Here is a 25961-nt window from a genome sequence, read left to right as displayed (position 1 = left end):
GAGGAAATCATGTCGAACAACTTTGCAAAAACATTTTTAACAGAGAACAAAGAGACGTTTGAAAAAATCAGTGAGTACATCTATCATCATCCGGAAACTAGATTTGAAGAGTATGCATCAGCAGAATTTTTAGCTTCTGAGTGCGAAAAAGCAGGCTTTCAGGTGGAACGCAAATCCGGAAACATTGAAACCGCGTTTGTAGCTTCCTATGGAAGTGGAGCCCCTGTTATTGGCTTTCTCGGGGAGTTTGATGCTCTGTCCGGATTGGGGCAGGTGCCCAACAAGACTTCGTACGAGCCAACCGAGCTGAAAGTCGGTCACGGCTGCGGGCATAATCTGCTTGGGACCGGCGCTTTTGCGGCAGCCTGTGCAGCAAAAAAGTATTTAGAAGAAAACAATCTGCCTGGGACTGTAAAGTTTTTTGGCTGTCCGGGTGAAGAAGGCGGTTCCGGAAAAACCTTCATGGTCCGTGAAGGAGTATTTGAAGGGGTGGACGCAGCCTTAACATGGCATCCTTCTCCGGCCAACAGCATCATGAGCCTTTCCAGTCTCGCAAACTACCAAGTTTATTTTAGATTTAAAGGTTTATCCTCACATGCGGCGAACTCGCCTCATCTTGGACGAAGTGCCCTGGATGCGGTTGAGCTCATGAACGTGGGTGTGAATTACCTTCGCGAGCATGTTGTGCCGGAAGCCAGGATGCATTACGCCATCACCAACACAGGGGGCATCTCGCCAAATGTCGTACAAGCAGACGCTGAAGTGCTGTATCTGATTCGCGCACCAAAGGTTCAGCAGGTGGAGGAAATCTACAAGCGGGTTTGCAAAATCGCGGAGGGCGCGGCTCTGATGACAGAAACAGAGCTTACCATTGAGTTTGATAAGGCCTGCTCCAATTATATTCCAAACCGCAGCCTTGAAAAAATTCTCTATCAAAGCCTTCAGGAAGCCGGCATCGAAAAACCGGACGAAGAAGAAAAGGCCTTTGCCGAAAAGCTTTGGACAACCCTATCAGAAGGTGAAAAAGAAAGCTATTTAGATATTTTAAGAGGATTTGGATATGTAGGGGACGGCAGTGAATTTGAAGGAAAGTACCTGGCAGAAACGATTTCAGTCTATGAACCTTCCAAAGAAGTTCTTGCCGGCTCTACAGATGTCTCAGATGTAAGCTGGGTCGTTCCAACCGCACAGCTGACAGCCTCAACATCAGCACTGGGCACACCGCTGCATACATGGCAGATGACCACCCAAGGCATCAGCAGCTATGCCCACAAAGGCATGCTCCGGGCAGCAGAAGCCATGGCTTTAACAGCTGTCAAACTGCTGACAGACCAGGAAGAATTAGAAGCTGTCAAACAGGAGTTCAATGAATTCAAACAAGCTAATCCTTACACATGTCCAATTCCTAAAGAGGTTAAGCCATCTACTTTAAAGTAACTCCTCATTCGGACAGGGAAAGCAGAAAAGCGGGAGAGTGAGTCCGAACTTAGCGTCACTTCGGACAGAAGAAGCGGAAAACAGGGAGAGTGAGTCCGAACATAGCGCCACTTCGGACAGAAGAAGCGGAAAACAGGGAGAGTGAGTCCGAACTTAGCGCCGCTTCGGACAATAGAAGCAGAAATCGGGAACAGCAAGTCCCAACCTGGCCGCCGCAGCGGAAAGCATCGTCTACACTCAAAATTAAGAAAATACAAAAAACAGAAAAGCGAGGGGAGTATATGAAAACAGAAAAACAAGGAAAGAAAGTGGTAACAGAAAATAAAAAAACAGGGATTGCCCAGAGATTCCTCAACGGAGTCGAGAAGGTCGGCAACAAGCTCCCGGATCCATTTATATTATTTGCCGGGCTCGCAGTGCTAGTCATTATTGTTTCAGCAATCTTTAGCGCCTTTGGGGCTACTGTTGTCCATCCTGGATCTGGAGAGGAGCTGGAAGTTAAGAACCTGGCATCTGCAGAAGGCCTGAATTTCATCCTGACATCCATGCTTGATAACTTCACCGGGTTCGCTCCGCTTGGCCTGGTTCTGTCCATGATGCTCGGGATCGGTCTTGCTGAGAAGGTCGGTATGCTGGATTATGCCATTAAGAAAACGATTTTAAAATCACCGCCAGCATTAATCACGTATACAGTTGTGTTTGTCGGTATTATGGGGAATATCGCTTCAGATGCTGCGATGGTTCTGGTGCCGCCGCTTGCTGCAATGGTTTTCTATAAAATCGGCCGTAACCCGATTGCCGGTTTGGCTGCAGGATATGCATCAGCGGGTGCCGGGTTTACCGCAAACCTGCTGATTGCGGGAACGGACGCACTTTTGGCAGGGATTTCAACAGAAGCTGCCAAGATTATAGACGAGAATATTGTCGTTACGCCAATTGATAACTGGTATTTTAATATTGTTTCTGTATTTGTTTTAACCATTGTCGGCGGACTTGTTACGACGAAATTCATTGAACCGCGTCTTGGAGAATATAAAGGCGATGAGGTAAAGGAAGCTATTGCTGAAGATCCGCCTAATGCCGGCAAGGCTTTGCGGAATGCAGCCATTGCTGGGTTTGCCTATATTGCCCTTATTGTGGGAACGATCCTTATACCAAACAGCCCGTTAACCAATGAAGATGGCGGACTTGTTCCATCTCCATTCCTGGATGGCATTATTCCAATTATTCTGTTCTTCTTCATCATTATTGGTACTGTATATGGTATTACGGTTGGAAACATTAAGAGCAGTAAAGATGTTGCCAACTTTATGGCTGAATCGATGAAGGATATGGCGTCCTATATTGTCTTAATCTTCGCAATCGCCCAATTCATCGCATACTTCAGCTGGTCCAATATCGCAACTTGGGTAGCGGTAAATGGGGCAGAATTCCTGAAGGACGTGGAGTTCACCGGAATCGGATTGATTATTGGCTACATCATTTTTACAGCTTCCTTGAACTTCCTGATCACTTCGGGTTCAGCAAAGTGGGCGCTTGAAGCACCTGTGTTTGTGCCAATGTTTATGCAGCTTGGCTATCACCCTGCATTCACGCAAGTGGCATACCGTGTAGCAGATTCATCTACGAATATCGTGACACCGATGATGCCATATATGGTTATCGCCCTGTCGTTTATGCAGAAGTATGATAAAAAAGCGGGAATTGGAACATTCATTTCATTAATGCTTCCGTACTCGGTTACGTTCCTGATCACGTGGATCATTATGCTTTTAGTGTTCGTCTTCTTTGGAATCCCGTTTGGTCCGGGAATCGGTCCTTATCTATAAGAATAGGATGTGGTTAAAAAGTGAGTAATCTTGAAAATCAATTAAAAGAGTGGCGGCGTGATTTTCACCGCTATCCAGAGGGAGGATTCCTGGAAATGCGGACAGCCTCCATTGTCGCGTCGATCCTGGATGACCTTGGATTCCAGCTGGAAATGGGCAGGAAGGTAATGGCAGCTGATTATTTTATGGGGAAGCCGAATCAAGAGGAAACAGCCGCACATTATCGGTGGGCTCTCGAAAACGGTGCGAAAAAAGAATATATCGAAGCTTTTACAGACGGCTATACAGGCATTGTCGCAACAATGGATACTAAAAAGGATGGCCCGGTGATTGCATTCCGTGTTGATATGGATGCATTGCCGATCCATGAATCAGAGGCAGACAGCCATTTTCCGCAAAAAGAAGGATTCAGGTCTGCAGTTCCAAACACCATGCATGCCTGCGGACACGATGCACATACAACCATCGGGCTTGGCCTGGCAAGCTTAATTGCTGAAAATAAAGACAGCCTTAAGGGGAAAATCAAATTGATTTTTCAGCCTGCCGAGGAAGGCACCCGCGGGGCTTGTTCGATGTCCGAAGCAGGAGTTGTCGATGATGTGGATTATTTAATTGCCTCACATGTCGGTACAGGAGTTCCAGATGGACATTTTGTGGCATCAAAAAACGGATTCCTGGCTACGTCAAAACTTGATGTAACGTTTAAAGGAGTATCTTCCCATGCAGGCGGAAATCCGGAAGAGGGTAAAAACGCTTTGCTCGCCGCCGCTTCTGCTGCCCTGAATATTTACGCTATTCCGCGTCATTCAGAAGGGGCAACCCGCATCAACGTGGGTGAAATGCATGCAGGCTCAGGCCGAAATATCATCGCAGATAAAGCTGTGCTGAAGATAGAAACACGCGGGGAAACGACAAAAATTAACGAATATGTCAAAGCCCAGGCCGAAGCTGTTATCGCAGGATCAGCCCAAATGTATGGCGTAGAATACGAGATTCGTACTGTGGGCGAGGCCATTAGTGCTCAAGGTTCAAAAGAGCTGGCATCCGTCTTGCATGCCTGTGCACAAGAAGCTTCCTATATAAAGGAAAGCATCCTTGAAGACAATTCACCTGCAGGCTCCGAGGATGCAACCTTCTTCATGGAGCGTGTTCAGCAAAATGGAGGTCAGGCCACATACTGCATTTTCGGTACAGAACTGGCGGCAGGCCATCATAACGAAAAGTTTGATATTAATGAGGGCACAATGCTAAATGCCGTCCGGTTGCTGTTTGAATCTATAAAAAAATTAAATTAAGAAATGGATGAGGCAGAGCAATCTGCCTCATTTTCTTCATGAGATCAGGGAGGAATGTTGAAGGTGAAAGAATGGTTGGATAAACAACTGAAAGCGTTAAATTTAACAGACAGCATGGTCCAGGCGGAAGGGTTCTGCCGATTAGGCTACACGGAAGAAGAATGGCGGGCCATTGATGTATTTGTTTCCATTGCAGAGGATATGGGGTTGAAGGTTCGAAGAGATGAAGCGGGGAATGCGATTGCCCGCTGGGAAGCTGAAGATTCCTCACCTGCTGTTGCAGTAGGTTCTCATGTGGATACGGTCAAAGGCGGAGGTGGCTATGATGGAGTGGCCGGTGTTCTATGCGGTCTGGCTGCCGTAAAGAAATTGAAAGAAGAAGGATTCGAACCTGCTTCACCCATTGAAGTCATTTGTTTTGCATCGGAGGAATCATCCCGTTTTGGCGTATCAACCATTGGCAGCAAGGCTATGAGCGGCCTGCTTAATAAGAGCGAAGTGGAAGATGTAACGGATGAGGATGGCATCACCATCCGTCAGGCAGTCGAGGGCATGGGTTTGTCGTGGGAAGCTATTGAAAAGGCTGAACGGCCGGAGTCAGCTCTAAAAAGTTTTATTGAGCTTCACATAGAGCAGGGGACCAGAATTGAAGATGCCGGTGCAGACTTTGGAGCAGTGACGGCAGTTGCCTGCCCAATCCGTTTAAAGGTAATCATCAATGGACAGATGGGGCACACAGGAACGACGCCGATGGGCAAACGAAAGGATGCCTTTGTAGCGGCTGCACCTCTCGTTTCATTCATATCAGAGACAGCTCTTTCTTTATCGGCTTCCAATGCGGTGCCGATTGTAGCGACAGCAAGCACCTTTGAACTAAAGCCGAACGCCATGAATGTGATTCCCGGAACGGTTGAGCTTGGAGTCGATATCCGCAGTGTGGAAGATTCGCTGAAAAAAGAAATGGAGGAGCTCATCCGAGAAAAATGTCTTCAGCTTTCTGAATCTTTTGGTGTTAAAATAGAAGTAAAAACGCTTGTTCATAATCCATCCGTTCAGCTGGATGAGGCAGTGATGCGGAAATTACAGCAATCAGGTGAAACTTTAGGATACAAAGCCTTGGTGCTTGAAAGCGGTGCTGGCCATGATGTCATGAATATGGCGGCCAAATGGCCTTCAGGGCTTTTATTCATTCCCTGCAAAAATGGGCTCAGCCACCATCCTGAGGAGTTTGCCTCTATTGAAGATCTGAGAATGGGAACAGAGATTATCGCTCAATATTTAAAAAATGAAACAAGCATATAAAGAAGAAGCAGGTGGAAAAGAATGAAGATTCGCGTTGGGGTAGTGGGGCCGGGAGACTCCGTTGGACACATTCTTGCCTTATCGCGTGAATACAGCGAGCTTGAGATGATTCCATACATTTATAAGGAAACAAAAGAAACGGAAAAGATTATCAGGGAACATAAAACGGAAATCGATTTATGGTTTTTCTCCGGACAGGCTCCTTATTATTACGCGCGTTCAAAAGGGCTGATCGGAGAAGAAAACGCGCATTATCCCCCACTATATGGCTCCAGCCTTCTGGGAACACTCCTTGAAGCGCATATCAGGGAACGCGGATTTCAGCAGGCAAGCCTGGACACCATTCAGGAATCGGAGCTTGATATACTAAAGAATACATACTTTTTAGGGGACTTAAACATCCATACTTTTTCCTACAATGAATACGAGCCGGCAGAGGAAATAATCCGTTTTCATAAGAAGCTTTTTGAGGAAGGGAAGACGGAGGTCGCATTGACTTGTGTCCAGGAGGTACATGACCGGCTGAGGGAACAGGGAATCCCATGCTACCGGGTGGTCCCTTCCCCTGTCGCCATTAAACTTGTACTCCGCTACCTAAGGGAAAGAGGCCAGTCCAATTGGTATAAGCGCTCCCAGATAGCGATTATGGGAATGGAAGTCGTTCACTCTGCAAGTTCACTGGAAGAGCAGCATTTCACCTATGAAATGAAGCGGCATGAGCTGGAAATCAAGCAGGTCATGCTTGATTATGCGGAAAAAGTCCAAGGCTCCTTTGTGCAGATCGGGGATGGTCTATTCTTTATTTATACAACCCGGGGCGAAATGGAAATGCATTTTCAGGAAGCCTCCATGTACTCTCTAATAGAAGAAGCGAAAATCCACAGCAAGCTGAAGGTGAGAATCGGTGTCGGCTACGGGCTGACAGCATATGATGCAGAGCAAAATGTCCGGCTCGCCCTCCAATATGCCCGGGATCAGAAAGCTTCGCCTGTGGTTAGTGTCGATGAAACCAAACAAATTAAGGAACACCTTTCTGAATGCGGCGAAGAGGCGGTTTCTTACCAGCACCGCATTTGGGGAGAGGAATGGGAAGAACGCTTTAAGGGCGCCAAAATCAATCCGGCAATCGTATCCAAAATCGAATACCTATCAAGGCACTATCAAAAAAATATTGTCACTGCGCAGGAAGTCTCAAGATGGCTGAAAAACACAGAACGCAATTCGAGGAGGATTATGGCGGAGCTCGAACGGCTGGGGCTTGCCAAAGTGACGGGTGAAGAACAGCCTGGGCAGCGCGGGCGGCCGCGGAAGGTTTATGAGTTGAAGCTATAAAATGGATAAAAGGGTTTGTTTTAAGGAGGAGGCTTAGGCCTTCTTCTTTTTTTGTAAAGTCAATAACGGCAGAGCTATAAATTGGAATTGGATTGCCGTTATATATAAGAAAATGGAAACGTGTCGTGTTTAAAGTCCTAATTTCCTGAAAATTCGACTTTTAATTAGTAAGTTAAAGGGCTTATGTGATATAGTTAACTTATTACTAGGTCATAATAGTTAGTTATAAATTCTGGAATGGCAAACCATTTGTAATGGAGGTCTAAACTTGTTAACAAATCATCTCGATTTTCGTCTGGAGCCTAAGGTAAGGGAATTGTATGAAGAGCATAAGAAACGTGCTGAAAAAATAGACTGGGGCTATCACGAGTTTCTCCCATGGGATAAAGCGCAGGATTTCCGCCGTGTTCCCTGGGATGAGAGTCAGGTGACACTCCCGGAGTCCGTCATTACCGCTGTGGAGACAGCACTATTAACAGAAGTGAATCTCCCATGGTTCACCTCTTATTTGGACCAGACATTTAGAGGTTCATTGAGTGTCATTAAGGAATTTGTGCATACATGGACAGCGGAAGAGGATCAGCACTCCAATCTGCTAGAAACCTATTTGTTAATCACTCGTAATGTCCATCCGGGCAGGCTTCACCAGCTACATAAGCAAACAGTGGAAAATGGATGGAATCCTGATTTCCATACGCCATTTGAAACGATGGTTTATACCTCCATGCAGGAGCTGGCCACCATGGTGTTTTACTATAATGTGGCGAAGGTGGCAGGGCCTCATGATAAGGATTTATCCAGCTTGCTGAGGCGATTGGCTAAAGATGAGACCCTTCATTATGCTTTTTACAGGGACGTTATTAAATATCACCTGCAATTGGAACCTAATTATTGCTACTATCTGGGGAACGTCATCATGAACTTTAAAATGCCAGGTGCTGTCATGCCGGACTTTGAAGATCGGATGGCTATCATCGCAAAAGAGGCCAATTATGGCCCGCTTGAATATTTTGATCAGGTCCTGGATGTCATTATAGAGTATTGGGAAATTGAAAAGCTGAGGCCGATTGCACCTGAAGCAGAGAAAGCAAGACTTGATATCCTAAACTATCATGCTCGCTTAAAAAGGGTGAGGGATCGGTTTTACAGCAAGAAATAATTTGTAGAACCGGCGGGGCTGGTTCTTTTTTTGTTTGAAAAGAACCGAATTGTGAACGCTACAAATTGAGTTTTCCAATCTGCAAATAGAAGGAAAGTCTTGCAAATAAAGTATTCAATTCTGCAAATAGAATAACAGTCTTGCAAATAGAGAGCAAAAACCTGCAAATAGTACCCTATTTCCAATAAAAAGCTCCTCACCGATAGTTTTGCATTCCTATGAATCGGGAAATTACCTCAATAAAACAACCTGGAGGTAATCATTATGCTGCAATTCATAGAATCCCGCTCTCCCTCTACAATTGCCCTCGCTTTCAATGGGAATGCGACCAAGGAAGATGCTGAAAAACTGGATCAATACGTGAGAGAAAATTTTAAAGGTGACCAGAAATTCAATATTCTAGCCATCATGACGGATGTAGACGGAACAACCTTCCAAGGAGCAGCGGAAGGAATAGAATTTGATATAAAAAGATGGAAACAGTTTAATAAATTCGCTGTTGTCAGTGACAAAGACTGGATAGGAACTGTTTCCAAGCTTACAAACTACCTGCCTGGCATTAAAGTTGAATACTTTGAAGGCCATCAGCTTGAGGAAGCCTGGACTTGGATTAAGGAGTGAGAGGTTACCCATACATTTGATGGATTCCCTTTGCAATCCGGAAATGGAATAAGGAAATGTTAAAAGGGCCGGTTTCCAGTGAGCCGGCCTTTTGTGTGCATCCAAAGACAATTAGTGCACGAGACTCTATCGTTCATGCACCTTCAGTTTCTTGGCCTTTTTTACAACCGTCGATTGGTCAATCTTTAAGACTTCGGCCACTCTTCTGGTGGTTTTATACTTTTGGAAAGCGGTTAATAGCATGTTCCTTTCTAATTGCTCCACCGCTTCTTTCAGGGGGGTGAATTCTTCGCTTTGGGTGCTGGGACTTGAGGCTTCGGTCATTTCGAGGATTTTTTCGGCTTCGATCGTATCCCCTATTGTGTTAATGACCAGTCTTTCAATCATATTTTGCAGTTCTCTTATATTTCCGGGGTAGTTGTAATCATATAGCGCCCTGATGGCTTCTTCGGAGAAGGTCTTTTTCATCTTATATTTATTATTCATGCTGTCAAGAAACATTTTGGCGAGGAAAAGCAGGTCTTCCTTACGCTCTCTTAGTGAAGGGATCGTAATGGGCACAACGTTCAGCCTGTAAAAGAGGTCCTCGCGGAATTGGCCGGCCCTCACCAGCTCCTTAATATCCTTATTGGTGGCTGCAATGATTCTGCAGTCTACCTTAAAAGATGCCGTTCCCCCGATTCTTCTTACAGTACGATCATCCAGAACATGCAGAAGCTTCACCTGCAGGCTCACAGGCATGTCTCCGATTTCATCCAGGAAAATGGTGCCGCTGCCGGCAGTTTCAAACAGCCCTTTTTTTCCATCCTTTAGTGCACCTGTGAAAGCCCCCTTTTCATAACCGAAAAGCTCTGATTCGAGCAGGTTTTCAGGTATGGCCCCGCAATTGATGGAAATAAAGGGACGGTCCTTGCGATTGCTGACAGAATGAATCATATCGGCCATATATCCTTTTCCGACACCGGTTTCTCCCAACAATAAAACGGTTGCTTCCATATTGGCGATATGATGAACCAATTCAATGATTTTTTTCATATCCGGACTTTCAGAGGCCACTTTGCCCCTTTCCAGCTGAGTTCTTTTCATTAATTCCTGTTTCATCCACTCATGCTCTGCCTGAAGTCTTTTAAGGTCAGAGGCCAGCTTATCCGTTTCGGTAATATCCTTTGAGATGTTAATAATTTTCTCAATCTTTTTTTCCCTATTAAAAATGGGAGTGCCGGTTACCAGGACCGTTTTATTGGCAGCTGTTTTCTGTATAATGGTGACCCTTCTTTTCTTGCGGATCACTTCGCAGGTGACTGAAGTGCTGAAAAAACCTTGTTCTTCAAGTATAAAGGCATTTTTTCCAACCAGTTCTGATTCTGGTACACCGAAAATTTTCTCACAGGATTTGCTGATTCTGGTAAATACCCCTTCACCGTTTGTAATGGTGATTGCGCTATGGGTTGTATCCAAAATGAAGTTTAAATCCTCAAAGGCTTGCTTATATGTTTCCAGCTGATTATTCTCCATAAAAACCCCCACTTATTCGCTTGATGATTAAATTCATCAGATTTTGATGACATTTTTCATCACCAACAAAAGGACAGACCAATAAATACAGTGAAAATCAATGGATTAAAGTTGGCATGCTTCTTGCAACCTAGATTTAAATAACCATTTTTAATTTTCTAAAAATTATACCATTGACAACATGAGCAATGCCAGGGGTAAAAAACATTTTAATAGAAAGGGGGAGTTTGGTTGGAGATCAATCTCAGCCGGCTGATGAACGATTTTGAAAACATAGTAGGTTTTACCAGTACGCCGGGCAATGGCTGTACGAGATTCTCGTACAGTAAAGAGGATCAGAGAGTCAGAGAATATCTTTTTGCCCGGATGGAGGAGCTGGGGATGGACGTAAAGGTTGATGCCATCGGAAATATTAGGGCTACATACGGAAAAGAACTGAATAGGCCTTCCATTATGATTGGTTCTCATCACGATACTGTGAAAAATGGAGGGAAATACGACGGGTTAACGGGTGTATTAGCTGCACTGGAAATTATAAGAGTATTAAAAGAAGAGAAGGCAGAATTGCAGCAGCCAATTGAATTGGTAAGCTTCGCAGAAGAAGAAGGCTCCAATTTTGGCATAACCATGCTTGGCAGTAAAGTGTTTGCCGGAAAATATAGTTTGGAAGAATTAAAGACAATTAAGAATGCAAAGGGAAAGTCTGTTTACGAAACAGCTAAAGATTTTGGGCTTGAAATTGATCAAGCAGAAAGAGATATTCTCCAAAGAGGAGAAATAGACGCCATGATTGAGCTGCATATCGAACAGGGACAGATACTTGAAAGCCAGCAAAAATCAATTGGAATTGTCCAGGCTATTGCCGGTATGAGAACGTATAAGGTGACAATTGAGGGAGATTCGAATCATGCAGGGACCACTCCAATGGATTTAAGATCAGATCCAATGGCTGGTGCAGCTGAAATCATCTCCCAAATTCGAAAAACTGCTAAAAATGATGTATTACAGTCAACAGTGGCAACAGTCGGGAAAATAGAGTGCAGGCCAAATATTCCAAACGTGATTCCTCAGGAAGTCGAATTCTATGTGGACATCAGAGATGTTGAAGCTAAAGGAGTAGAAATTGTTTCCGGGAAGCTTGCTCAAAAGGTTAAAGAGGTATCTGATGAGCACTCGTTAAAATGCACAATCGAGCTGGTTGGCGAATCCAGAACAGTTAAGCTTTCATCCCGGCTTATTGAAAAGATTGAGGAAACGGCAACCGAGAAGAGATTTGATTATTTAAAGCTGAATAGCGGTGCTGTACATGATACAGCAATGTTAAGCGGATTGACTGATATAGGTATGATTTTTATTCCGAGCAAGGGAGGAAAAAGCCATTGCCCTGAGGAGTATACAAGTGAAATAGACCTTAAGGCAGGCTGTGATTTATTGCTGAATGTCGTGAGAAAGCTGGCATGCAAAAAAACGGAAAAGCAGAAGATCTAAAATACCTGCTTTTCTCTCTTTTTTACATTTTTCATTTTACAGATAATTTTTAATATTAAATATTTTATAGGAGATGAAGAAAATGACAGAAAAGCTATTTGAAAGATTACAAGAGATTTATCCGGAGATGGTGAGTTTTAGAAGGGATCTTCACATGTATCCGGAGCTTTCCCATCATGAGGTGAATACGCCCGAGAAAGTGGCATGCTTTCTTGAAAATTTGGGATTGGAAGTGAAAAGGAACGTTGGCGGAAGAGGGGTAACAGGATTATTGAAGGGCGGTAAGCCTGGGAAGACGGTTGCATTGCGTGCGGATTTTGATGCTCTTCCGATTCAGGAAGAAAATGAAGTGGAATACAAATCCCGAATCTCGGGAGTTATGCATGCTTGCGGACATGATATTCATACCGCAGCTCTCCTGGGCGTGGCCAAAACATTATCCGAAGTGAAAGATCAGCTGAAAGGAAATGTCCTGTTTATTCATCAATTTGCTGAAGAAGTGATTCCAGGCGGGGCGAAGTCAATGATTGGAGATGGATGTCTTGATGGCGCAGACGTCATCTATGGTGCCCATGTCTGGTCCACCAATCGGACAGGCACGATCGGCGTAAGGGAAGGCGATGCCATGGCAGCGGGAGATACCTTTGAGATTAATATATTTGGAAAGGGCGGACATGCTGCGACGCCGCATTTGACCGTTGATCCAATTGCAGCAGGATGCCAGCTCATTTCAAATCTTCAGCAGGTTGTGGCAAGGAAGGTGGATCCTGTGAAAACAGCAGTCGTGTCTGTAGCAGCTTTTAACAGCGGTAACGGATTTAATGTCATTCCAGACAAAGCCAGGATTACCGGAACAGTCCGGACGTTTGATGAAGATGTCCGCAGCATGATTGAAAGCTTGATAGGGGAAATTGCCCACTCGACCTGTAAGGCTTTAGGGGCAACCGCCAAGTATGAATATGTCAGAGGCTATCCGGCTGTAAAAAATCATCCTGATGAAACAAAAAGGGTTGAAAGGCTGGCCGGAAAGATTGTGGGCGAAGAAAATGTCATTCACATGCCGGCGCAAATGGGCATGGAGGATTTTGCGTATTATCTGCAAAAGGTTCCCGGAACCTTCTTCTTTGTTGGAGGAAATTCAGAAGAGATTGAGGAATTTCCCCATCACCATCCGCGCTTTGATGTGGATGAACGTTCCATGATTGATATTGGGAAAGTGTTTATTTCCGCAGTGTTCGATTATCTGTCTGATGAAGGCGCTGCTGAACGCAAGCCTGCTGAAGTTCAGTCTAATTAAAAAAATAGGAGGTCATAGATATGGATGAGGTTTTAAGGTTTGCCAATAGCACTCCGGTATGGATTTTTGCCAGCATAGTTGTAGCTATCGTCATTTTTCAGGCTCTGATTTTCATCCGGATCGCTTCCCAGACAGCCCCAAGCATCGGTATGACAAAGGATGAAACAAAAAGGGCCTTGAGAACAGGCTTTATCAGCAGTTTAGGACCTTCTTTCGGAATTGCAGTGGTCATTATCTCCCTTATTGCCGTCCTTGGCGGTCCGTTCACATTGATGAGGATAGGAATCATAGGCTCAGCTGCAACTGAATTGACCGCAGCTGGTATTGGGGCTAATGCATATGGTGTAGAGCTGAATTCCCCTGATTTTGGTTTGAAGGCATTTACGACTGTTGTTTGGACCATGTGCCTTGGGGGAACGGGCTGGCTGATTTTTACTGCTCTCGCGACAAAATCTCTGGGGAAAGTGGAAAAGAAAATTGTCAGCAAAAATGCCAAAATGATGACCATCGTGTCGACAGCTGCAATGCTTGGAGCATTTGCTTACCTTGCCAGTCAGCAAATGGTGAAGGGTTATAGTGAGACGGTTGTTGCCATAGCTGCAGGCGTATCGATGATGGTTATTCTTACATTTGCAAAAAAACGGGAAATCCGCTGGCTGCAGGAATGGGCGCTGGGCATTTCACTTGTCATCGCATTGACTATCAGCTATCTGACAACACTTATTTAAGAAAGGGGATGTATTATGTCAGTACCGACGAAAGCTGGAGTGACGGAAGCAAAGATTGAAGTTAGACAAATAACCATGAGCATGCAGGGATTCCATGGCAAGTCCGATTTTTGGGGGCAAACCACTCTTTGGATGCTGATTGTAATGTCTTTTGTGCCGCCGATCTATTTTTCATTCATACTGGGCTACCATCCAGGCTGGGGAGCCATTGCAGGGGGATTGATCGGATATGCAGCCTTTATCGGGATCATGTGGTTTCTTGAGCCCATAACTTATTATCCGGTGCTTGGGAAATCCGGAACCTATATTGCGTTTTTGACCGGTAATATCGCCAACATGTGTCTTCCGTGTTCAGCAGCCGCTCAGGAGTCAATTGGAGCAGAGCCCGGTACAAAAAAAGCGGAGGTTGCTGGTACGCTGGGGATTGCTGTCGCTTCCTTAACAAACATTGTCATTATCATCGCGGTTGTGTTAAGCGGTTCGTTTATCCTGACTATCATTCCGCAATCCGTCCAAAATGCCCTTCAATTCATTTTGCCTGCAATTTACGGAGGGGTTTTAGGGCAATTTGCCCTTAAAAAGCCTCTGTATGGATTGGTTGCTTTCGTAATCGGTATGGCTGTACTGTTTGCGCCGATTTTCAGCTTAATCAAAATCGTTCTTTGTGTGGCCATTACTATTGCTGTCGTTCTCTTTATTGAAAAATCAAAAAGCGGTGTGCCGGAGTAAGCTTTCACAGCTGTAACCCCCTTCGAATTAAGATTGGAGGGGGATTTCCTGAGTCAAATATGAATATAGGGGAGCGGTTATTGATATGGAGAGAGAACTTTGTTTTAATTCTGCGCGTGATCTTGCCGGGATGATTCAAGAACGGGATTTATCCGTCCGGGAAGTGATGGAAGCACACCTGGCACAAATTCAGCGGGTAAATCCAAAGGTAAATGCAATTGTGTCACTTAATGAGGAATTGGCGTTAAAGGAAGCAGACAAGGCGGATAAAATGCTTGATGCAGGTAAGCTATCCGGACCTTTCCATGGACTTCCGATCGCTATAAAGGATACTCACAATGCTGTTGGTTTTCCGGCAACAAGCGGATCCTTGATTTTCCGGGACCATTATCCAAGTGCGGATGATCTGATCGTTGAAAGGCTGCGGAAGGCAGGAGCCATTGTGGTCGGAAAAACAAACGTTCCTGAATTTGCAGCAGGCTCTCACACCTTCAATGAGCTGTTTGGCTCTACCAGAAACCCTTATGATCTAAGCAAAACAGCAGGCGGCAGCAGTGGAGGAGCAGCGGCTGCAGTGGCAAGCGGAATGATTCCTTTTGCGGATGGAAGTGATATGGGAGGATCCTTAAGAAATCCTGCCTGCTTTAACAATGTGGTTGGGCTGAGGCCTTCCCCAGGGCGTATTCCATTTTCCAGAACGGCGCTCTACTCGCCTCTGGCTGTGCAGGGCCCGATAACACGCAATGTAGATGACGCCTTTTTTATGCTCTCCGTAATTGCCGGACCTGATGGCCAGTCCCCCCTTGCCATTGAGGAGCCAGGTTCCAGGTTTCTTGAGGAAGCTCAGTCTGATATAAAGGGCCTGCGCATTGCTTATTCTGCTGATTTTGGAGGCCTTCTTCCAATCGATCCGGAGGTAAGAAGCAACCTTGAAGAACAGGTTAAAGTCTTTGAGAGACTAGGTTGCATAGTGGATGAAGGATGCCCGGATTTAAAGGAAGCAGACGAAGTTTTCCAAGTGCTCCGAGCATGGGAGTTCGAGCTTTCTTATTCCGAAATCTTTGACCGATTCCGGGAAATGATTAAACCGAGTGTCATCTGGAACATTGAAAAGGGCAGAAGCCTGAGCGGTCCGGATGTGGGACGCGCCGAGCGGCTCCGGGCGCTTTTATATAACCGTATGAGTGAATTCTTTAATCAATATGATGCTCTTATCCTTCCAGTTAGCCAGGTTACGGCATTTGACGTAAATATTGAATATCCAACAGAAATTGACGGAGTGAAAATGGAAAATTACATCGACTGGATGCGATCCTGCTATTATATTTCCGCTGCTGGAAATCCATCTGTCTCCATCCCAAGCGGATTTTCAGCAGAAGGCATTCCAATTGGCCTGCAAATCGTCGGACCACACAGAGCTGACTTTGAGGTCCTAAGAATCGGCCGTGCCTTCGAACAGGCTACAGGATACGGAAAAAGGCGTCCGCAAATTGCAATTGAACAGACGACATAAAGAGTCGGAGCTGCTTCCTTATGGGAAGCAGCTCTGTATATTTCCAGCAGTCGAAACCTGCTTTTTGCCAGTGTAGAAATAAATCTTTTCCTGGGAAATTAGTGGTGAAATTGTCGAATATAGATGGTATAAAATCTTAAAGGTTAGTTTCTTTTTTTTAAAAAAATCCTTAGTTTTTTACTATGCTTGCAGTATGAAGTTGATTCCTCGCGGAGTGACCGATATATGGAAAAAGTGACCGATATAGAAGGCGCAAACCAAAATTGTGTGTACAAAAAAGCCCTCTGGAGAAGAAAACTCCTTAAGCACAGAGTTGACAGGTTCCTATATTTCTGAAATAATAATAAACAATTAAATACTGGTACCTTTAAATCAGTCCCGTGAGGCTGACAAGGACAGCGGAAGTATGATGCCAATGGGTGAGGTGCAGCCTGCCCATGGGTTCTTCATGCAGGAAAAAGGCTTCTTGTCGGAAAATGGCGAGAAGCCTTTTTCTTTTTCCATCCACTACTATCGAAAATCCTTCGGTACCAGTCCAAAAAATGAATGGAGGAATTGGTATGAAAAAAATAGATTTGGATTTTTCGTTAGAGGCGGTACCTCAGGGGCATCGCAACGGTTTTTGGAAAATGCTTGTGGTGATGCTCGGTCTGACCTTCTTCTCAGCCAGCATGTGGTCAGGCGGAACGCTTGGAACAGGATTAACGTTCATTCAATTTATAGGAATCGTTCTGGCAGGCAACTTGATCTTAGGTGCATATACAGGAGCCCTTGCTTATATTGCCGCAAAGACAGGCTTATCAACGCACCTGCTTACCCGCTATGCCTTCGGTGAAAAAGGATCTTACCTATCATCCTTTTTGCTGGCTGCGACTCAGGTTGGGTGGTTTGGCGTTGGGGTAGCGATGTTTGCGCTGCCGGTTCAGAAAGTAACGGGAATTGATGCGTATCTCCTGATTGCAGCAGCAGGTCTGCTGATGACAGGCACAGCCTTCTTCGGCATGAAGGCACTGGCAATCCTGAGCTTCGTAGCTGTCCCTTTAATCACTATTCTAGGAAGCTTCTCGGTTTTTAAAGCGACAGAAACAGCAGGCGGCCTGGAAGGGCTTATGCAATACCAGCCAACAGAGGCCATTAGTCTGGCAGCAGCTTTAACGATTTGCGTAGGTTCGTTTATCAGTGCAGGCACGCTGACTCCGGACTTCGCGCGATTCTCAAATACAAAACGTTCAGCAGTAGTATCAACAGTCATCGCCTTCTTCATCGGAAACACTATCATGTTCCTCTTCGGTGCAATTGGTGCAATCGCAACAGGGCAATCTGATATTTCAGAAGTCATGTTCATCCAAAAGCTGATTTTCCCGGCGATACTGGTCCTTGGTTTAAATATCTGGACAACGAACGATAACGCTTTATATGCATCAGGCTTAGGGTTTGCGAGCATTTTGAAGATCCGAAAAGGAAAGGTTGTCATCTTCAACGGGATTATCGGAACGATTGCGGCCATGTGGCTGTACAACAACTTTGTCGGGTTCCTGACAATTCTGGGATCGACGCTGCCATCCATCGGGGCTATCATCCTAGCAGATTACTTTATCGTGAATCGCGGAGAGTATAAGAAGTTTGCAGATATGAAGTTTAAGGCTGTTAACTGGATCGCCATCCTAGCTTGGGCAGCCGGCGTGGCCATTGCAAATTTTGTACCGGGAATCCCGCCAATCAACTCGCTGTTAGGATCAGCCGTAACATTTGTCCTAGTATCAAAATTGGCTGCTGCTTTACAAGGTAAAAATTCAGCCAGGGAAGGGGAATTAAGAAGTGATTATTAAAAATGCGAAACTAAGAGGCCGGGAAGGCTTTTGGAATATAACGATTAAAGAGGGAAAGATTCACAGCTTATCACAAGGGGAAGCGGAAGCGGGCCAGGAAATCCTTGATGCTGCAGGATCCCTGGCTTCGGCACCCTTCATCGAGCCCCATATTCATTTAGATACAACCCTGACAGCCGGAGAGCCGGAATGGAACCAGAGCGGAACGTTATTTGAAGGCATTCAAAGATGGGCACAAAGAAAAGAAACCCTCACACATGAAGATGTAAAAACAAGGGCAAAAACAGCATTGAAATGGCAGATCGCCCAGGGGATTCAGCATGTCCGCACCCATGTGGATGTAACAGATCCCACTCTGACTGCTTTAAAAGCCCTTTTAGAAGTTAAAGAAGAAATGTCTGAATATGTGGACCTCCAGCTTGTAGCCTTTCCGCAGGAAGGGATCAATTCCTATCCAAGCGGTGCGGAGCTCATGGAGGAAGCACTGAAAATGGGCGCAGATGTGGTAGGAGGCATTCCTCATTTCGAATTCACAAGAGAATACGGCGTTGCTTCTATGAAAACTGCCTTTGACCTTGCTGAAAAATATGACCGCCTTGTCGACATCCATTGCGATGAAATCGATGATGAGCAGTCGCGTTTTGTGGAAGTAGTGGCTGCGGAAGCCTATGAACGCGGATTGGGCAGCCGGGTAACAGCCAGCCATACAACGGCAATGGGCTCGTATAATGATGCTTATACCTACAAGCTGTTCAGACTGTTAAAGCTATCAAACATTAATTTTGTCGCCAACCCGCTCGTAAACATCCATCTTCAGGGGCGCTTTGATACGTATCCGAAGCGCAGAGGGATTACAAGAGTAAAAGAACTGCTTGAAGCAGGGCTTAACGTAAGCTTCGGCCATGACGACATCTTTGATCCATGGTATCCGCTTGGCACCGGCAATATGCTGCAGGTGCTCCACATGGGCATCCATGTGTCACAGCTGATGGGCTACGAACAAATTGTTAACTCCTTCGACCTGATTACAAATAATAGTGCCAAAACATTAAATATTGAAGAGAAATATGGAATTGAAGAGGGGAAACCGGCCAACCTGATCATTCTTGATGAGGAAAATGAGTATGAAGCGATCAGGCGTCAGGCGGCTGTCAAGTATTCCATAAGAAATGGAAAAGTAATTGCTGAAACGAAACCAAGCGAGACATCTGTGATGTTTGGGGAGATAAAAGAGAAAGTAAACTTTCATAAATGATAGCTAGAAGACTGGCTCAGGCTGACTGGGTCAGTCTTTTTATGTTGTGAGGGAAATGAATATATTTTTATATTAATAGTTTTCTTTTACTATTAAATGTAAAAAAAATTATTATAAAACACAGGAATTGAATGTAAACGTTTACAAATAGAGTAACAAAGGATAAATCCCGATACTATATATTTCGACTCTGAAAATATAGTAGAATATTTCGTTAATCTAAGATATACTAATTTTTATTAAAAATATGAAAAATCAAAATATATAAAATTTAGTCAGTCATCTTTTGCTATTGGAAATAGCGGCATCTGATTTTTCAGCTCCGCTTACATAAAAAACACAAGGGGGAAAATAACGATGAAAGGCAAATCTTCACTAGCATTAAGCATTTTACTGATTCTTTCATTGCTGCTTTCAGCATGTTCCGGAGGCGGTGAAGAAGCATCAGGCAACAGCAGTGAACCAAAAGAGGGAGGTTCATTAATTTATGCCCGGGGTGCTGACGCTATTGGGCTGGACCCAATCAATGTAACAGATGGAGAGTCCATCCGTGTAACAAGCAATATCTTTGAAACCTTGTTTGTATATGACGAAAATCTTGAAGTCCAGCCAGGATTAGCGGAGTCTTACAAAGTCTCTGATGATGGAATGACCTGGACCATTACCCTTAAAAAGGGCATTAAGTTCCAGGATGGAACAGATTTTAATGCAGATGCAGTCGTGTTTAATTTCGACCGATGGATGGATCCCGAAAACCCCTACCATAAAGGGGATTTTCCATACTATCCGTTCTTATATGGGGGCTTTAAAGGCGATCCAAACCATAAAATCGAGTATGTAAAAGCAGTGGATGAATCCACAGTTGAGTTTAAATTAACTGAAAAGACAGCTCCGTTTATCAGCTACTTAGCTATTCCTATGTTTGGAATTGCCAGTCCGGCCGCGATTGAAAAGCACGGTGACAAGTTCTCAGAAAATCCAGTAGGAACAGGTCCTTTCGTATTTGATAGCTGGAAGCACAATGACAAAATAGTACTGAAGAAAAATGAAAATTATGCAGGTGAAGGGCCATATCTTGATGAGCTGATCTTCAGGGTTATCCCTGAGAATTCTTCACGCCTGACTGCACTTCAAGCTGGTGAAGTAGATATCATCGATGGCTTAAACCCCGATGATGCAACAACTATAGAAGCCGATTCACAGCTTAGTCTTGTAAAGCGCCCAAGCTTTAACATTGGCTACATGGTTCTCAATACGCAAATGGCACCTTTCGATGATGTAAAAGTACGTCAGGCGGTCAATATGGCAATTGATAAACAAGCCATTGTGGATGCTTTCTATAATGGTTATGCAGAGGTAGCAAAAAATCCATTCCCATCTGTGCTGTGGGGCTATAATGACAGCATTGAAGACTACAAATTCAATGTGGAAGAAGCGAAAAAACTATTGGCAGAAGCAGGATATCCAGATGGATTCAAAACCCAGCTTTGGGCAATGAGCAATCCAAGACCATATATGCCGCAGCCAATGAAGGTGGCAGAAGCTATTCAGGCAGACCTGAAGAAAATCGGCATTGAAGCAGAAATCGTTACCTATGAATGGGCAACGTACCTTCAAAAGTCAGGAAACGGGGAACACCCAATGGGATTATACGGCTGGACAGGCGTTATGGCCGATCCGGATAACTTCCTTTTCCCGAACCTGAGTGCAACGAATACTGCTAAACCTGCCAGCAACCGTGCGTTCTATGAAAACGAAGAATTCACGAAGCTTTTGCAGGATGCCCGTGTAACATTTGATCAGGACGAACGTGCAAAGCTTTACGAGCAGGCTCAGGAAATTTTCCACAAGGATGCCCCATGGGTGACTCTTGCACATACAACACCGCCAATCGCAATGGCAGGCTATGTCCAGGGATTCACTGCACACCCAATGGAGGATGATGATTTTACGAAGGTTTACCTGACGAATTAACAGCAAGAAGCCCCTGCAAACGCGGGGGATTTCTTTTCAAATTAATGGGAGGGTTTCACTGTGTATGAATTATTGAAAGGCCTGTGTGATATTGTGGGTCCCAGCGGTTTTGAACAGGATGTTCAAAGATTTATCTTAAATGAAGTGAAGGATTATGTAGATGAATACCACGTCGATCCGGTAGGAAACCTGATTGTGAAAAAGAAAGGGAACAGCGCGGATTTCCCTTCTTTAGTCATTGCAGCTCACACCGATGAAATTGGATTTATTGTAAAAAAGATTGAAGACAATGGGTTAATCCGATTTGAAAAACTAGGCGGATTCGATGACCGGATCCTTTTATCATTGCCAATTAAGATCCGTTCTGAAAATGGCACTGTGGATGGAGTGATCGGAACCATTTCAGCCCACTATGTGAAATGGGATGATCCAAAACGCATTTCCAGCCACCGTGATCTTTATATTGATATTGGAGCCCGCACAGCAGAAGAAGCCGCGGAAATGGGAATAAAGGTTGGACAGCCCATCAGCTATGGCACAGAGTTCAAAAAAATAGGAAATAACCGTGTTATTGGCAAAGCCTTGGACGACCGGGCAGGCTGCGCACTACTGATCCGCTTACTTCAAAACATCGGAGGAAATGGGACACAGCATGGCGACATCTACGGAGCATTTACGGTTCAGGAGGAAGTAGGATTGAGAGGGGCTTCCGTTGTATCTGCTGCCGTAGATCCTGACTTTGCGCTGGCACTTGACACAACCCCAACCAGCGACACATTTGATGTCCTGATGACAGGCACGAGAAGCCTTGGCAGCGGACCTTGCATCAAAATTGCTGATAAATCACTGATTGCCCATCCGCTTGTCACGCAGCACCTCGAAAAAGTGGCGGCAGAAGGGAATATTCCTTTTCAGCATGAAGTTTTCATGGGAATTGGAACTGATGCCGGAGCCATACATATGACAAATAAAGGCGTCACAACGGGTGTTATATCAATCCCATCCCGTTATACTCATACTCCTATTGAAGTAGTCGACCTGGATGATATGGAAAACTCCTACAAACTGCTGCACGACTTTGTTGTGACATTGGATCAGCTGAAGGGAAAGACGTTTTTAGATACATAATCATATAAGAGAAGACAGGGGGATCAAGCTCTCTGTCTTTTTTTTATAAAAGCAGTCGTGCGAAACGGCCTATTTGCGGAATTCTCCCCTCTATATGCAGGTTTGGTCATTCTATATGCAGATTCAAGCAATCTATTTGCAAAATGAGCTATTCTATTTGCGGGTTTCCCGTTTCTATTAGTAATGTTCACATTCACGGGAAAGGGGACAGTCAACCTGTCCCCCAAGCAGCGGCAGCGGCCTGGCAGGGATTGATCTCTAAGTCATTTTGTTAAAATCAATCAAACGTTTGATTGAACCCGGGAAACCCCTGTAAACACTGCATTCCCGGATGAGACAAACACAAAATAATTTCATAATTTAGTATTTCAACTTGAAATTATAGCGCTTACATAGTATATTGAATACGTATTCAAAAAGTAGAAATTTCAGAAAGTTGGTGAGCGATTGGAGAGAATAGCTGTACTTGGGTGCGGCACGATGGGCCATTCCATTGCGCTTAATGCGGCCTGGGCCGGACTGAGTGTGAAAATGCAGGGCATCAGTGACGCCGACCTGGAACAGGGCTGGACCAATATGCTGAAGAAGCTTGAGGTTATGCTCGATAACGGTATTTTATCCAATTCGGAAGCTGCCCAAATTCAGGAAAATATTAAAATGACCGTATCTGTTGAAGAAGCGGTCACAGATGCTACTTTTGTAATTGAAGCTGTACCAGAAAACATTCAATTAAAGATTGACTTATTTAAGCGTCTTGACGCTCTTTGTGCTCCCGATGTCATTCTGGCAAGCAATACTTCCGGCCTCAGTCCAACGGAGATTGCTTCCGAGACAGTATATCCGGAACGGACAGTGGTGACGCACTTCTGGAACCCGGCTCATCTGATTCCTCTCGTAGAGGTCGTACGGGGTGAGAGGACTGGCGATGAAGCTGTGGAAAGATCTTTTCAGCTCTTAAAGCAAATGAAGAAAAAGCCGATTGAAGTGAAAAAAGAGATTCCCGGTTTTGTCGGCAATCGCCTTCAATATGCACTCTTCCGTGAAGCCCAGTATCTTCTGGAGGAAGGCATCGCGAGCAAAGAAGATATTGATGATGCAGTTACATACGGCATTGGACGCAGGCTGCCGGTTTCTGGCCCACTGATGACGGCCGATATGGGCGGACTGGATGTCTTCTCAGCCATCTCTGATTATCTGTTCCAGCATTTATCCAGTGCTGAGGAATCCCTGCCGATTTTAAAGAAGCTTGTAGAAGAACAGAAGCTCGGCGATAAATCGGGTGAAGGCTACTACAAGTGGGATGAGGCTTTTTCCAAACAATACAACCAGAAGAGGGAAGCAGAGCTGATCCGCTTTTTGAAAGAGGATCTGGGAATCCAATTAATCTGATGGAGGAATGGTATGAAGAACTTTCCCGATCTTGAGAATAAATCGGTGCTTGTGACGGGCGGAAGCAAAGGAATCGGAAGGGATATCGCCCTTTCCTTTGCCAAAAACGGAGCGAAGGTTGTAATCGTGGGAAGAAATGAAGAGGCTCTGCAGCAGACAACCGAAGAACTGAGAAAATTCAATCGCAGAAGCTTCTATGTTTCCGCTGATTTAAACAATGTTTCAGAGATTCAAAGAATGACAGAAGCGGCAGTCGATTATATGGGTTCTCTCGATGTGCTGGTCAATAACGCGGGAATTAACCGGGCCAAGCCTGCCATGGAAGTGACGGAAGAGGATTGGGATCTGACGCTTGATACCAATTTGAAGGCAGCCTTCTTCTGCAGCCAGAAAGCAGCCGAATATATGATCCCGAATCAATCCGGCAAAATTGTCAACATTGCTTCCCAGATGGCCTTTGTCGGCTATTACAAGCGGGCGGCTTATTGTGCCAGCAAAGGCGGCATGGTACAGCTGACGAAAGCACTTGCGGTGGAATGGGCCTCCCATGGGATTAATGTGAACGCAGTGGCTCCAACCTTTATTGAAACGGAGCTGACTTCAAAAATGTTCGAAGACAAGGAATTCGAAAAGGAAGTCTACAGCAGGATTCCGCTTGGAAAGCTTGCGGATGCCGGAGATGTCTCAGCTGCTACACTATTCCTTTCTTCCAATCTATCAAAGTTTATTACAGGCGATACGATAAAAGTAGATGGCGGATGGACAGCCATTTAATTTTTTACAGATTTTTGCATACGTATTCAAAAATATAACTTGGAGTGATATCAAATGGCAATTTTCTTAAAACAAGGGAAAAATGATCAAGAAGTTCAGGAAGCAGACGTAAAAGTAAGGGAAGCGGTAAGCGCGGTTCTTAAAAATATTGAAGAGAACGGCGATTCAGAGGTCCGCAAGCTTTCTGAGCAGTTTGATAAATGGTCACCGGAACAATTCAGATTAAGTGATGAGCAAATTCAGGAGATTGTGGCATCTGTACCTGAACAAACGATCAATGACATCAAATTTGCTCAGGAGCAAATCCGCAATTTTGCCGAGCACCAGAAAGCGGCATTACAGGATATTGAAGTAGAAACATTGCCTGGCGTGTTCCTTGGCCATAAAAACATTCCGGTAAACAGTGTAGGATGCTATATTCCCGGCGGACGCTACCCGATGGTTGCTTCCTCCCACATGAGTGTTTTGACAGCGAAAGTGGCAGGCGTTAAGCGCATAATTGCATGTACACCTCCGATTAAAGGAGAAATTCCTTCCGCAACCGTAGCCGCGATGCATCTTGCAGGCGCTGACGAGATTTACCTTCTTGGCGGAATCCAGGCGATGGGTGCAATGGCAATCGGAACAGAAACAATCGAGCCGGTTGATATGCTGGTTGGCCCTGGTAATGCATTTGTCGCAGAAGCAAAGCGTCAATTATATGGCAGAGTGGGAATCGACCTGTTTGCAGGCCCAACTGAGGTTCTTGTCATTGCGGATGAAACATCCGATGCTGAAATAATTGCAACGGATTTATTAGGACAGGCTGAGCATGGACCTAACTCTCCGGCATGCCTGATTACAACTTCAGAGAAACTTGCGAACGAAACAGTGGCAGAAATTGAACGCCAGCTTGAGACTCTTCCAACAGCAGATGTTGCAGGCGCGGCATGGAAAGATTACGGTTCAATCATTCTTGTTGACAGCCTGGAAGAAGCCGTAGTGGAAGCTGATAAATTGGCTTATGAGCACGTGGAGGTATTAACTGAGGATCCAAACTACTTCCTTGAAAACATGACCAACTATGGAGCGCTTTTCCTTGGGCCGGAAACGAACGTTGCTTACGGGGATAAAGTCATTGGCACAAACCATACGCTTCCAACCAAAAAGGCAGCACGCTACACTGGCGGCCTATGGGTTGGCAAGTTCCTGAAAACGTGCACATACCAGAGAACAACGCCTGAAGCAAGTGCAAAAATCGGTGAATATGCATCCCGTTTATGCGACCTTGAAGGCTTTAAAGGACATCAGGCACAAGCTGACCTTCGTGTGAAGCGCTATAGCAGCCTCGTGAAGTAAGCAAAATCTGTTATAATTTCTCTGTCTAG

The 25961-nt window shown here is 44.9% G+C and carries 20 protein-coding genes; 19 read left to right on the top strand and 1 reads right to left on the bottom strand.

Annotation, left to right across the window (positions count from 1 at the left end):
- The first annotated feature begins 9 nt into the window (after positions 1-9).
- The 7 genes from AC0VZ9_RS25355 (at position 10) to AC0VZ9_RS25325 (ending at position 8975) form a co-directional block, all read left to right on the top strand.
- Entirely contained in the window at positions 10-1437 is a 1428-nt protein-coding gene (locus AC0VZ9_RS25355) for a M20 family metallopeptidase (RefSeq protein ID WP_009332030.1), read from the top strand.
- 281 nt (positions 1438-1718) lie between these two features.
- The gene (locus tag AC0VZ9_RS25350) at positions 1719-3266 is read left to right on the top strand and encodes an AbgT family transporter (protein ID WP_019380684.1); all 1548 of its coding nucleotides are present in this window, start codon (positions 1719-1721) and stop codon (positions 3264-3266) included.
- A gap of 20 nt (positions 3267-3286) precedes the next feature.
- Positions 3287-4561 carry a M20 family metallo-hydrolase gene (locus tag AC0VZ9_RS25345; RefSeq protein ID WP_475396898.1) on the top strand — a complete coding sequence of 425 codons (1275 nt, stop codon included), beginning with the start codon at positions 3287-3289 and terminating at the stop codon, positions 4559-4561.
- Positions 4562-4624: 63 nt separating this feature from the next.
- Positions 4625-5863, top strand: coding sequence for a M20 family metallo-hydrolase (locus AC0VZ9_RS25340; RefSeq protein WP_258753673.1), 1239 nt, complete (start codon positions 4625-4627; stop codon positions 5861-5863).
- 21 nt (positions 5864-5884) lie between these two features.
- Entirely contained in the window at positions 5885-7195 is a 1311-nt protein-coding gene (locus AC0VZ9_RS25335) for a helix-turn-helix domain-containing protein (RefSeq protein WP_252245632.1), read from the top strand.
- A 268-nt stretch (positions 7196-7463) separates the two neighbouring features.
- Complete coding sequence (locus tag AC0VZ9_RS25330) at positions 7464-8354, top strand: acyl-ACP desaturase (protein WP_251174269.1); 891 nt, start codon at positions 7464-7466, stop codon at positions 8352-8354.
- Between the two features lie 264 nt (positions 8355-8618).
- Positions 8619-8975, top strand: a complete 357-nt coding sequence (locus AC0VZ9_RS25325) for a SpoIIAA family protein (protein WP_019380700.1) — start codon at positions 8619-8621, stop codon at positions 8973-8975.
- A gap of 126 nt (positions 8976-9101) precedes the next feature.
- Here AC0VZ9_RS25325 and AC0VZ9_RS25320 read toward each other — a convergent pair whose 3' ends face one another.
- A complete protein-coding gene (locus AC0VZ9_RS25320) occupies positions 9102-10490 on the bottom strand; it encodes a sigma-54 interaction domain-containing protein (RefSeq protein ID WP_475396897.1) in 1389 nt (462 codons plus the stop codon).
- 231 nt (positions 10491-10721) lie between these two features.
- Between AC0VZ9_RS25320 and AC0VZ9_RS25315 the strand changes: the two genes are divergently transcribed.
- The 12 genes from AC0VZ9_RS25315 (at position 10722) to hisD (ending at position 25932) form a co-directional block, all read left to right on the top strand.
- Positions 10722-11978, top strand: coding sequence for an allantoate amidohydrolase (locus tag AC0VZ9_RS25315; RefSeq protein ID WP_475396896.1), 1257 nt, complete (start codon positions 10722-10724; stop codon positions 11976-11978).
- A gap of 82 nt (positions 11979-12060) precedes the next feature.
- On the top strand, positions 12061-13275 hold the full coding sequence (locus AC0VZ9_RS25310; protein ID WP_475396895.1) for an amidohydrolase: 1215 nt from the start codon (positions 12061-12063) through the stop codon (positions 13273-13275).
- Between the two features lie 20 nt (positions 13276-13295).
- Positions 13296-14003: a DUF5058 family protein gene (locus AC0VZ9_RS25305; protein WP_475396894.1), complete on the top strand. Its 708-nt coding sequence runs from the start codon at positions 13296-13298 to the stop codon at positions 14001-14003.
- 15 nt (positions 14004-14018) lie between these two features.
- Complete coding sequence (locus AC0VZ9_RS25300) at positions 14019-14732, top strand: hypothetical protein (protein WP_019380706.1); 714 nt, start codon at positions 14019-14021, stop codon at positions 14730-14732.
- Positions 14733-14817: 85 nt separating this feature from the next.
- Complete coding sequence (locus tag AC0VZ9_RS25295; RefSeq protein WP_475396893.1) at positions 14818-16245, top strand: amidase; 1428 nt, start codon at positions 14818-14820, stop codon at positions 16243-16245.
- 560 nt (positions 16246-16805) lie between these two features.
- The gene (codB, locus tag AC0VZ9_RS25290) at positions 16806-18074 is read left to right on the top strand and encodes a cytosine permease (RefSeq protein WP_252245627.1); all 1269 of its coding nucleotides are present in this window, start codon (positions 16806-16808) and stop codon (positions 18072-18074) included.
- Complete coding sequence (locus AC0VZ9_RS25285) at positions 18064-19329, top strand: cytosine deaminase (RefSeq protein WP_019380709.1); 1266 nt, start codon at positions 18064-18066, stop codon at positions 19327-19329. Before codB ends, AC0VZ9_RS25285 begins: the two co-directional genes overlap by 11 nt.
- A gap of 357 nt (positions 19330-19686) precedes the next feature.
- On the top strand, positions 19687-21303 hold the full coding sequence (locus AC0VZ9_RS25280) for an ABC transporter substrate-binding protein (protein ID WP_009332124.1): 1617 nt from the start codon (positions 19687-19689) through the stop codon (positions 21301-21303).
- Between the two features lie 60 nt (positions 21304-21363).
- Positions 21364-22431, top strand: coding sequence for a M42 family metallopeptidase (locus AC0VZ9_RS25275; RefSeq protein WP_475396892.1), 1068 nt, complete (start codon positions 21364-21366; stop codon positions 22429-22431).
- Between the two features lie 447 nt (positions 22432-22878).
- Positions 22879-23820 carry a 3-hydroxyacyl-CoA dehydrogenase family protein gene (locus AC0VZ9_RS25270; protein ID WP_475396891.1) on the top strand — a complete coding sequence of 314 codons (942 nt, stop codon included), beginning with the start codon at positions 22879-22881 and terminating at the stop codon, positions 23818-23820.
- 12 nt (positions 23821-23832) lie between these two features.
- The gene (locus AC0VZ9_RS25265) at positions 23833-24594 is read left to right on the top strand and encodes an SDR family NAD(P)-dependent oxidoreductase (protein WP_475396890.1); all 762 of its coding nucleotides are present in this window, start codon (positions 23833-23835) and stop codon (positions 24592-24594) included.
- A 54-nt stretch (positions 24595-24648) separates the two neighbouring features.
- The gene (hisD, locus tag AC0VZ9_RS25260) at positions 24649-25932 is read left to right on the top strand and encodes a histidinol dehydrogenase (protein ID WP_475396889.1); all 1284 of its coding nucleotides are present in this window, start codon (positions 24649-24651) and stop codon (positions 25930-25932) included.
- The last annotated feature ends 29 nt before the right edge of the window (positions 25933-25961 follow it).

Source organism: Cytobacillus sp. QJM3NY_8 (assembly GCF_056173585.1).
The sequence above is the reverse complement of the archived record's forward strand: the minus strand, read 5'-3'. Positions and strand labels throughout refer to the sequence as shown.

Coding starts and splice junctions, on each gene's coding strand:
- AC0VZ9_RS25350 (WP_019380684.1), top strand. CDS start 1,719: ATGAAAACAGAAAAACAAGGAAAGAAAGTGGTAACAGAAAATAAAAAA.
- AC0VZ9_RS25280 (WP_009332124.1), top strand. CDS start 19,687: ATGAAAGGCAAATCTTCACTAGCATTAAGCATTTTACTGATTCTTTCA.
- AC0VZ9_RS25325 (WP_019380700.1), top strand. CDS start 8,619: ATGCTGCAATTCATAGAATCCCGCTCTCCCTCTACAATTGCCCTCGCT.
- AC0VZ9_RS25265 (WP_475396890.1), top strand. CDS start 23,833: ATGAAGAACTTTCCCGATCTTGAGAATAAATCGGTGCTTGTGACGGGC.
- AC0VZ9_RS25305 (WP_475396894.1), top strand. CDS start 13,296: ATGGATGAGGTTTTAAGGTTTGCCAATAGCACTCCGGTATGGATTTTT.
- codB (WP_252245627.1), top strand. CDS start 16,806: ATGAAAAAAATAGATTTGGATTTTTCGTTAGAGGCGGTACCTCAGGGG.
- AC0VZ9_RS25320 (WP_475396897.1), bottom strand. CDS start 10,490: ATGGAGAATAATCAGCTGGAAACATATAAGCAAGCCTTTGAGGATTTA.
- AC0VZ9_RS25355 (WP_009332030.1), top strand. CDS start 10: ATGTCGAACAACTTTGCAAAAACATTTTTAACAGAGAACAAAGAGACG.
- AC0VZ9_RS25300 (WP_019380706.1), top strand. CDS start 14,019: ATGTCAGTACCGACGAAAGCTGGAGTGACGGAAGCAAAGATTGAAGTT.
- hisD (WP_475396889.1), top strand. CDS start 24,649: ATGGCAATTTTCTTAAAACAAGGGAAAAATGATCAAGAAGTTCAGGAA.
- AC0VZ9_RS25310 (WP_475396895.1), top strand. CDS start 12,061: ATGACAGAAAAGCTATTTGAAAGATTACAAGAGATTTATCCGGAGATG.
- AC0VZ9_RS25295 (WP_475396893.1), top strand. CDS start 14,818: ATGGAGAGAGAACTTTGTTTTAATTCTGCGCGTGATCTTGCCGGGATG.
- AC0VZ9_RS25335 (WP_252245632.1), top strand. CDS start 5,885: ATGAAGATTCGCGTTGGGGTAGTGGGGCCGGGAGACTCCGTTGGACAC.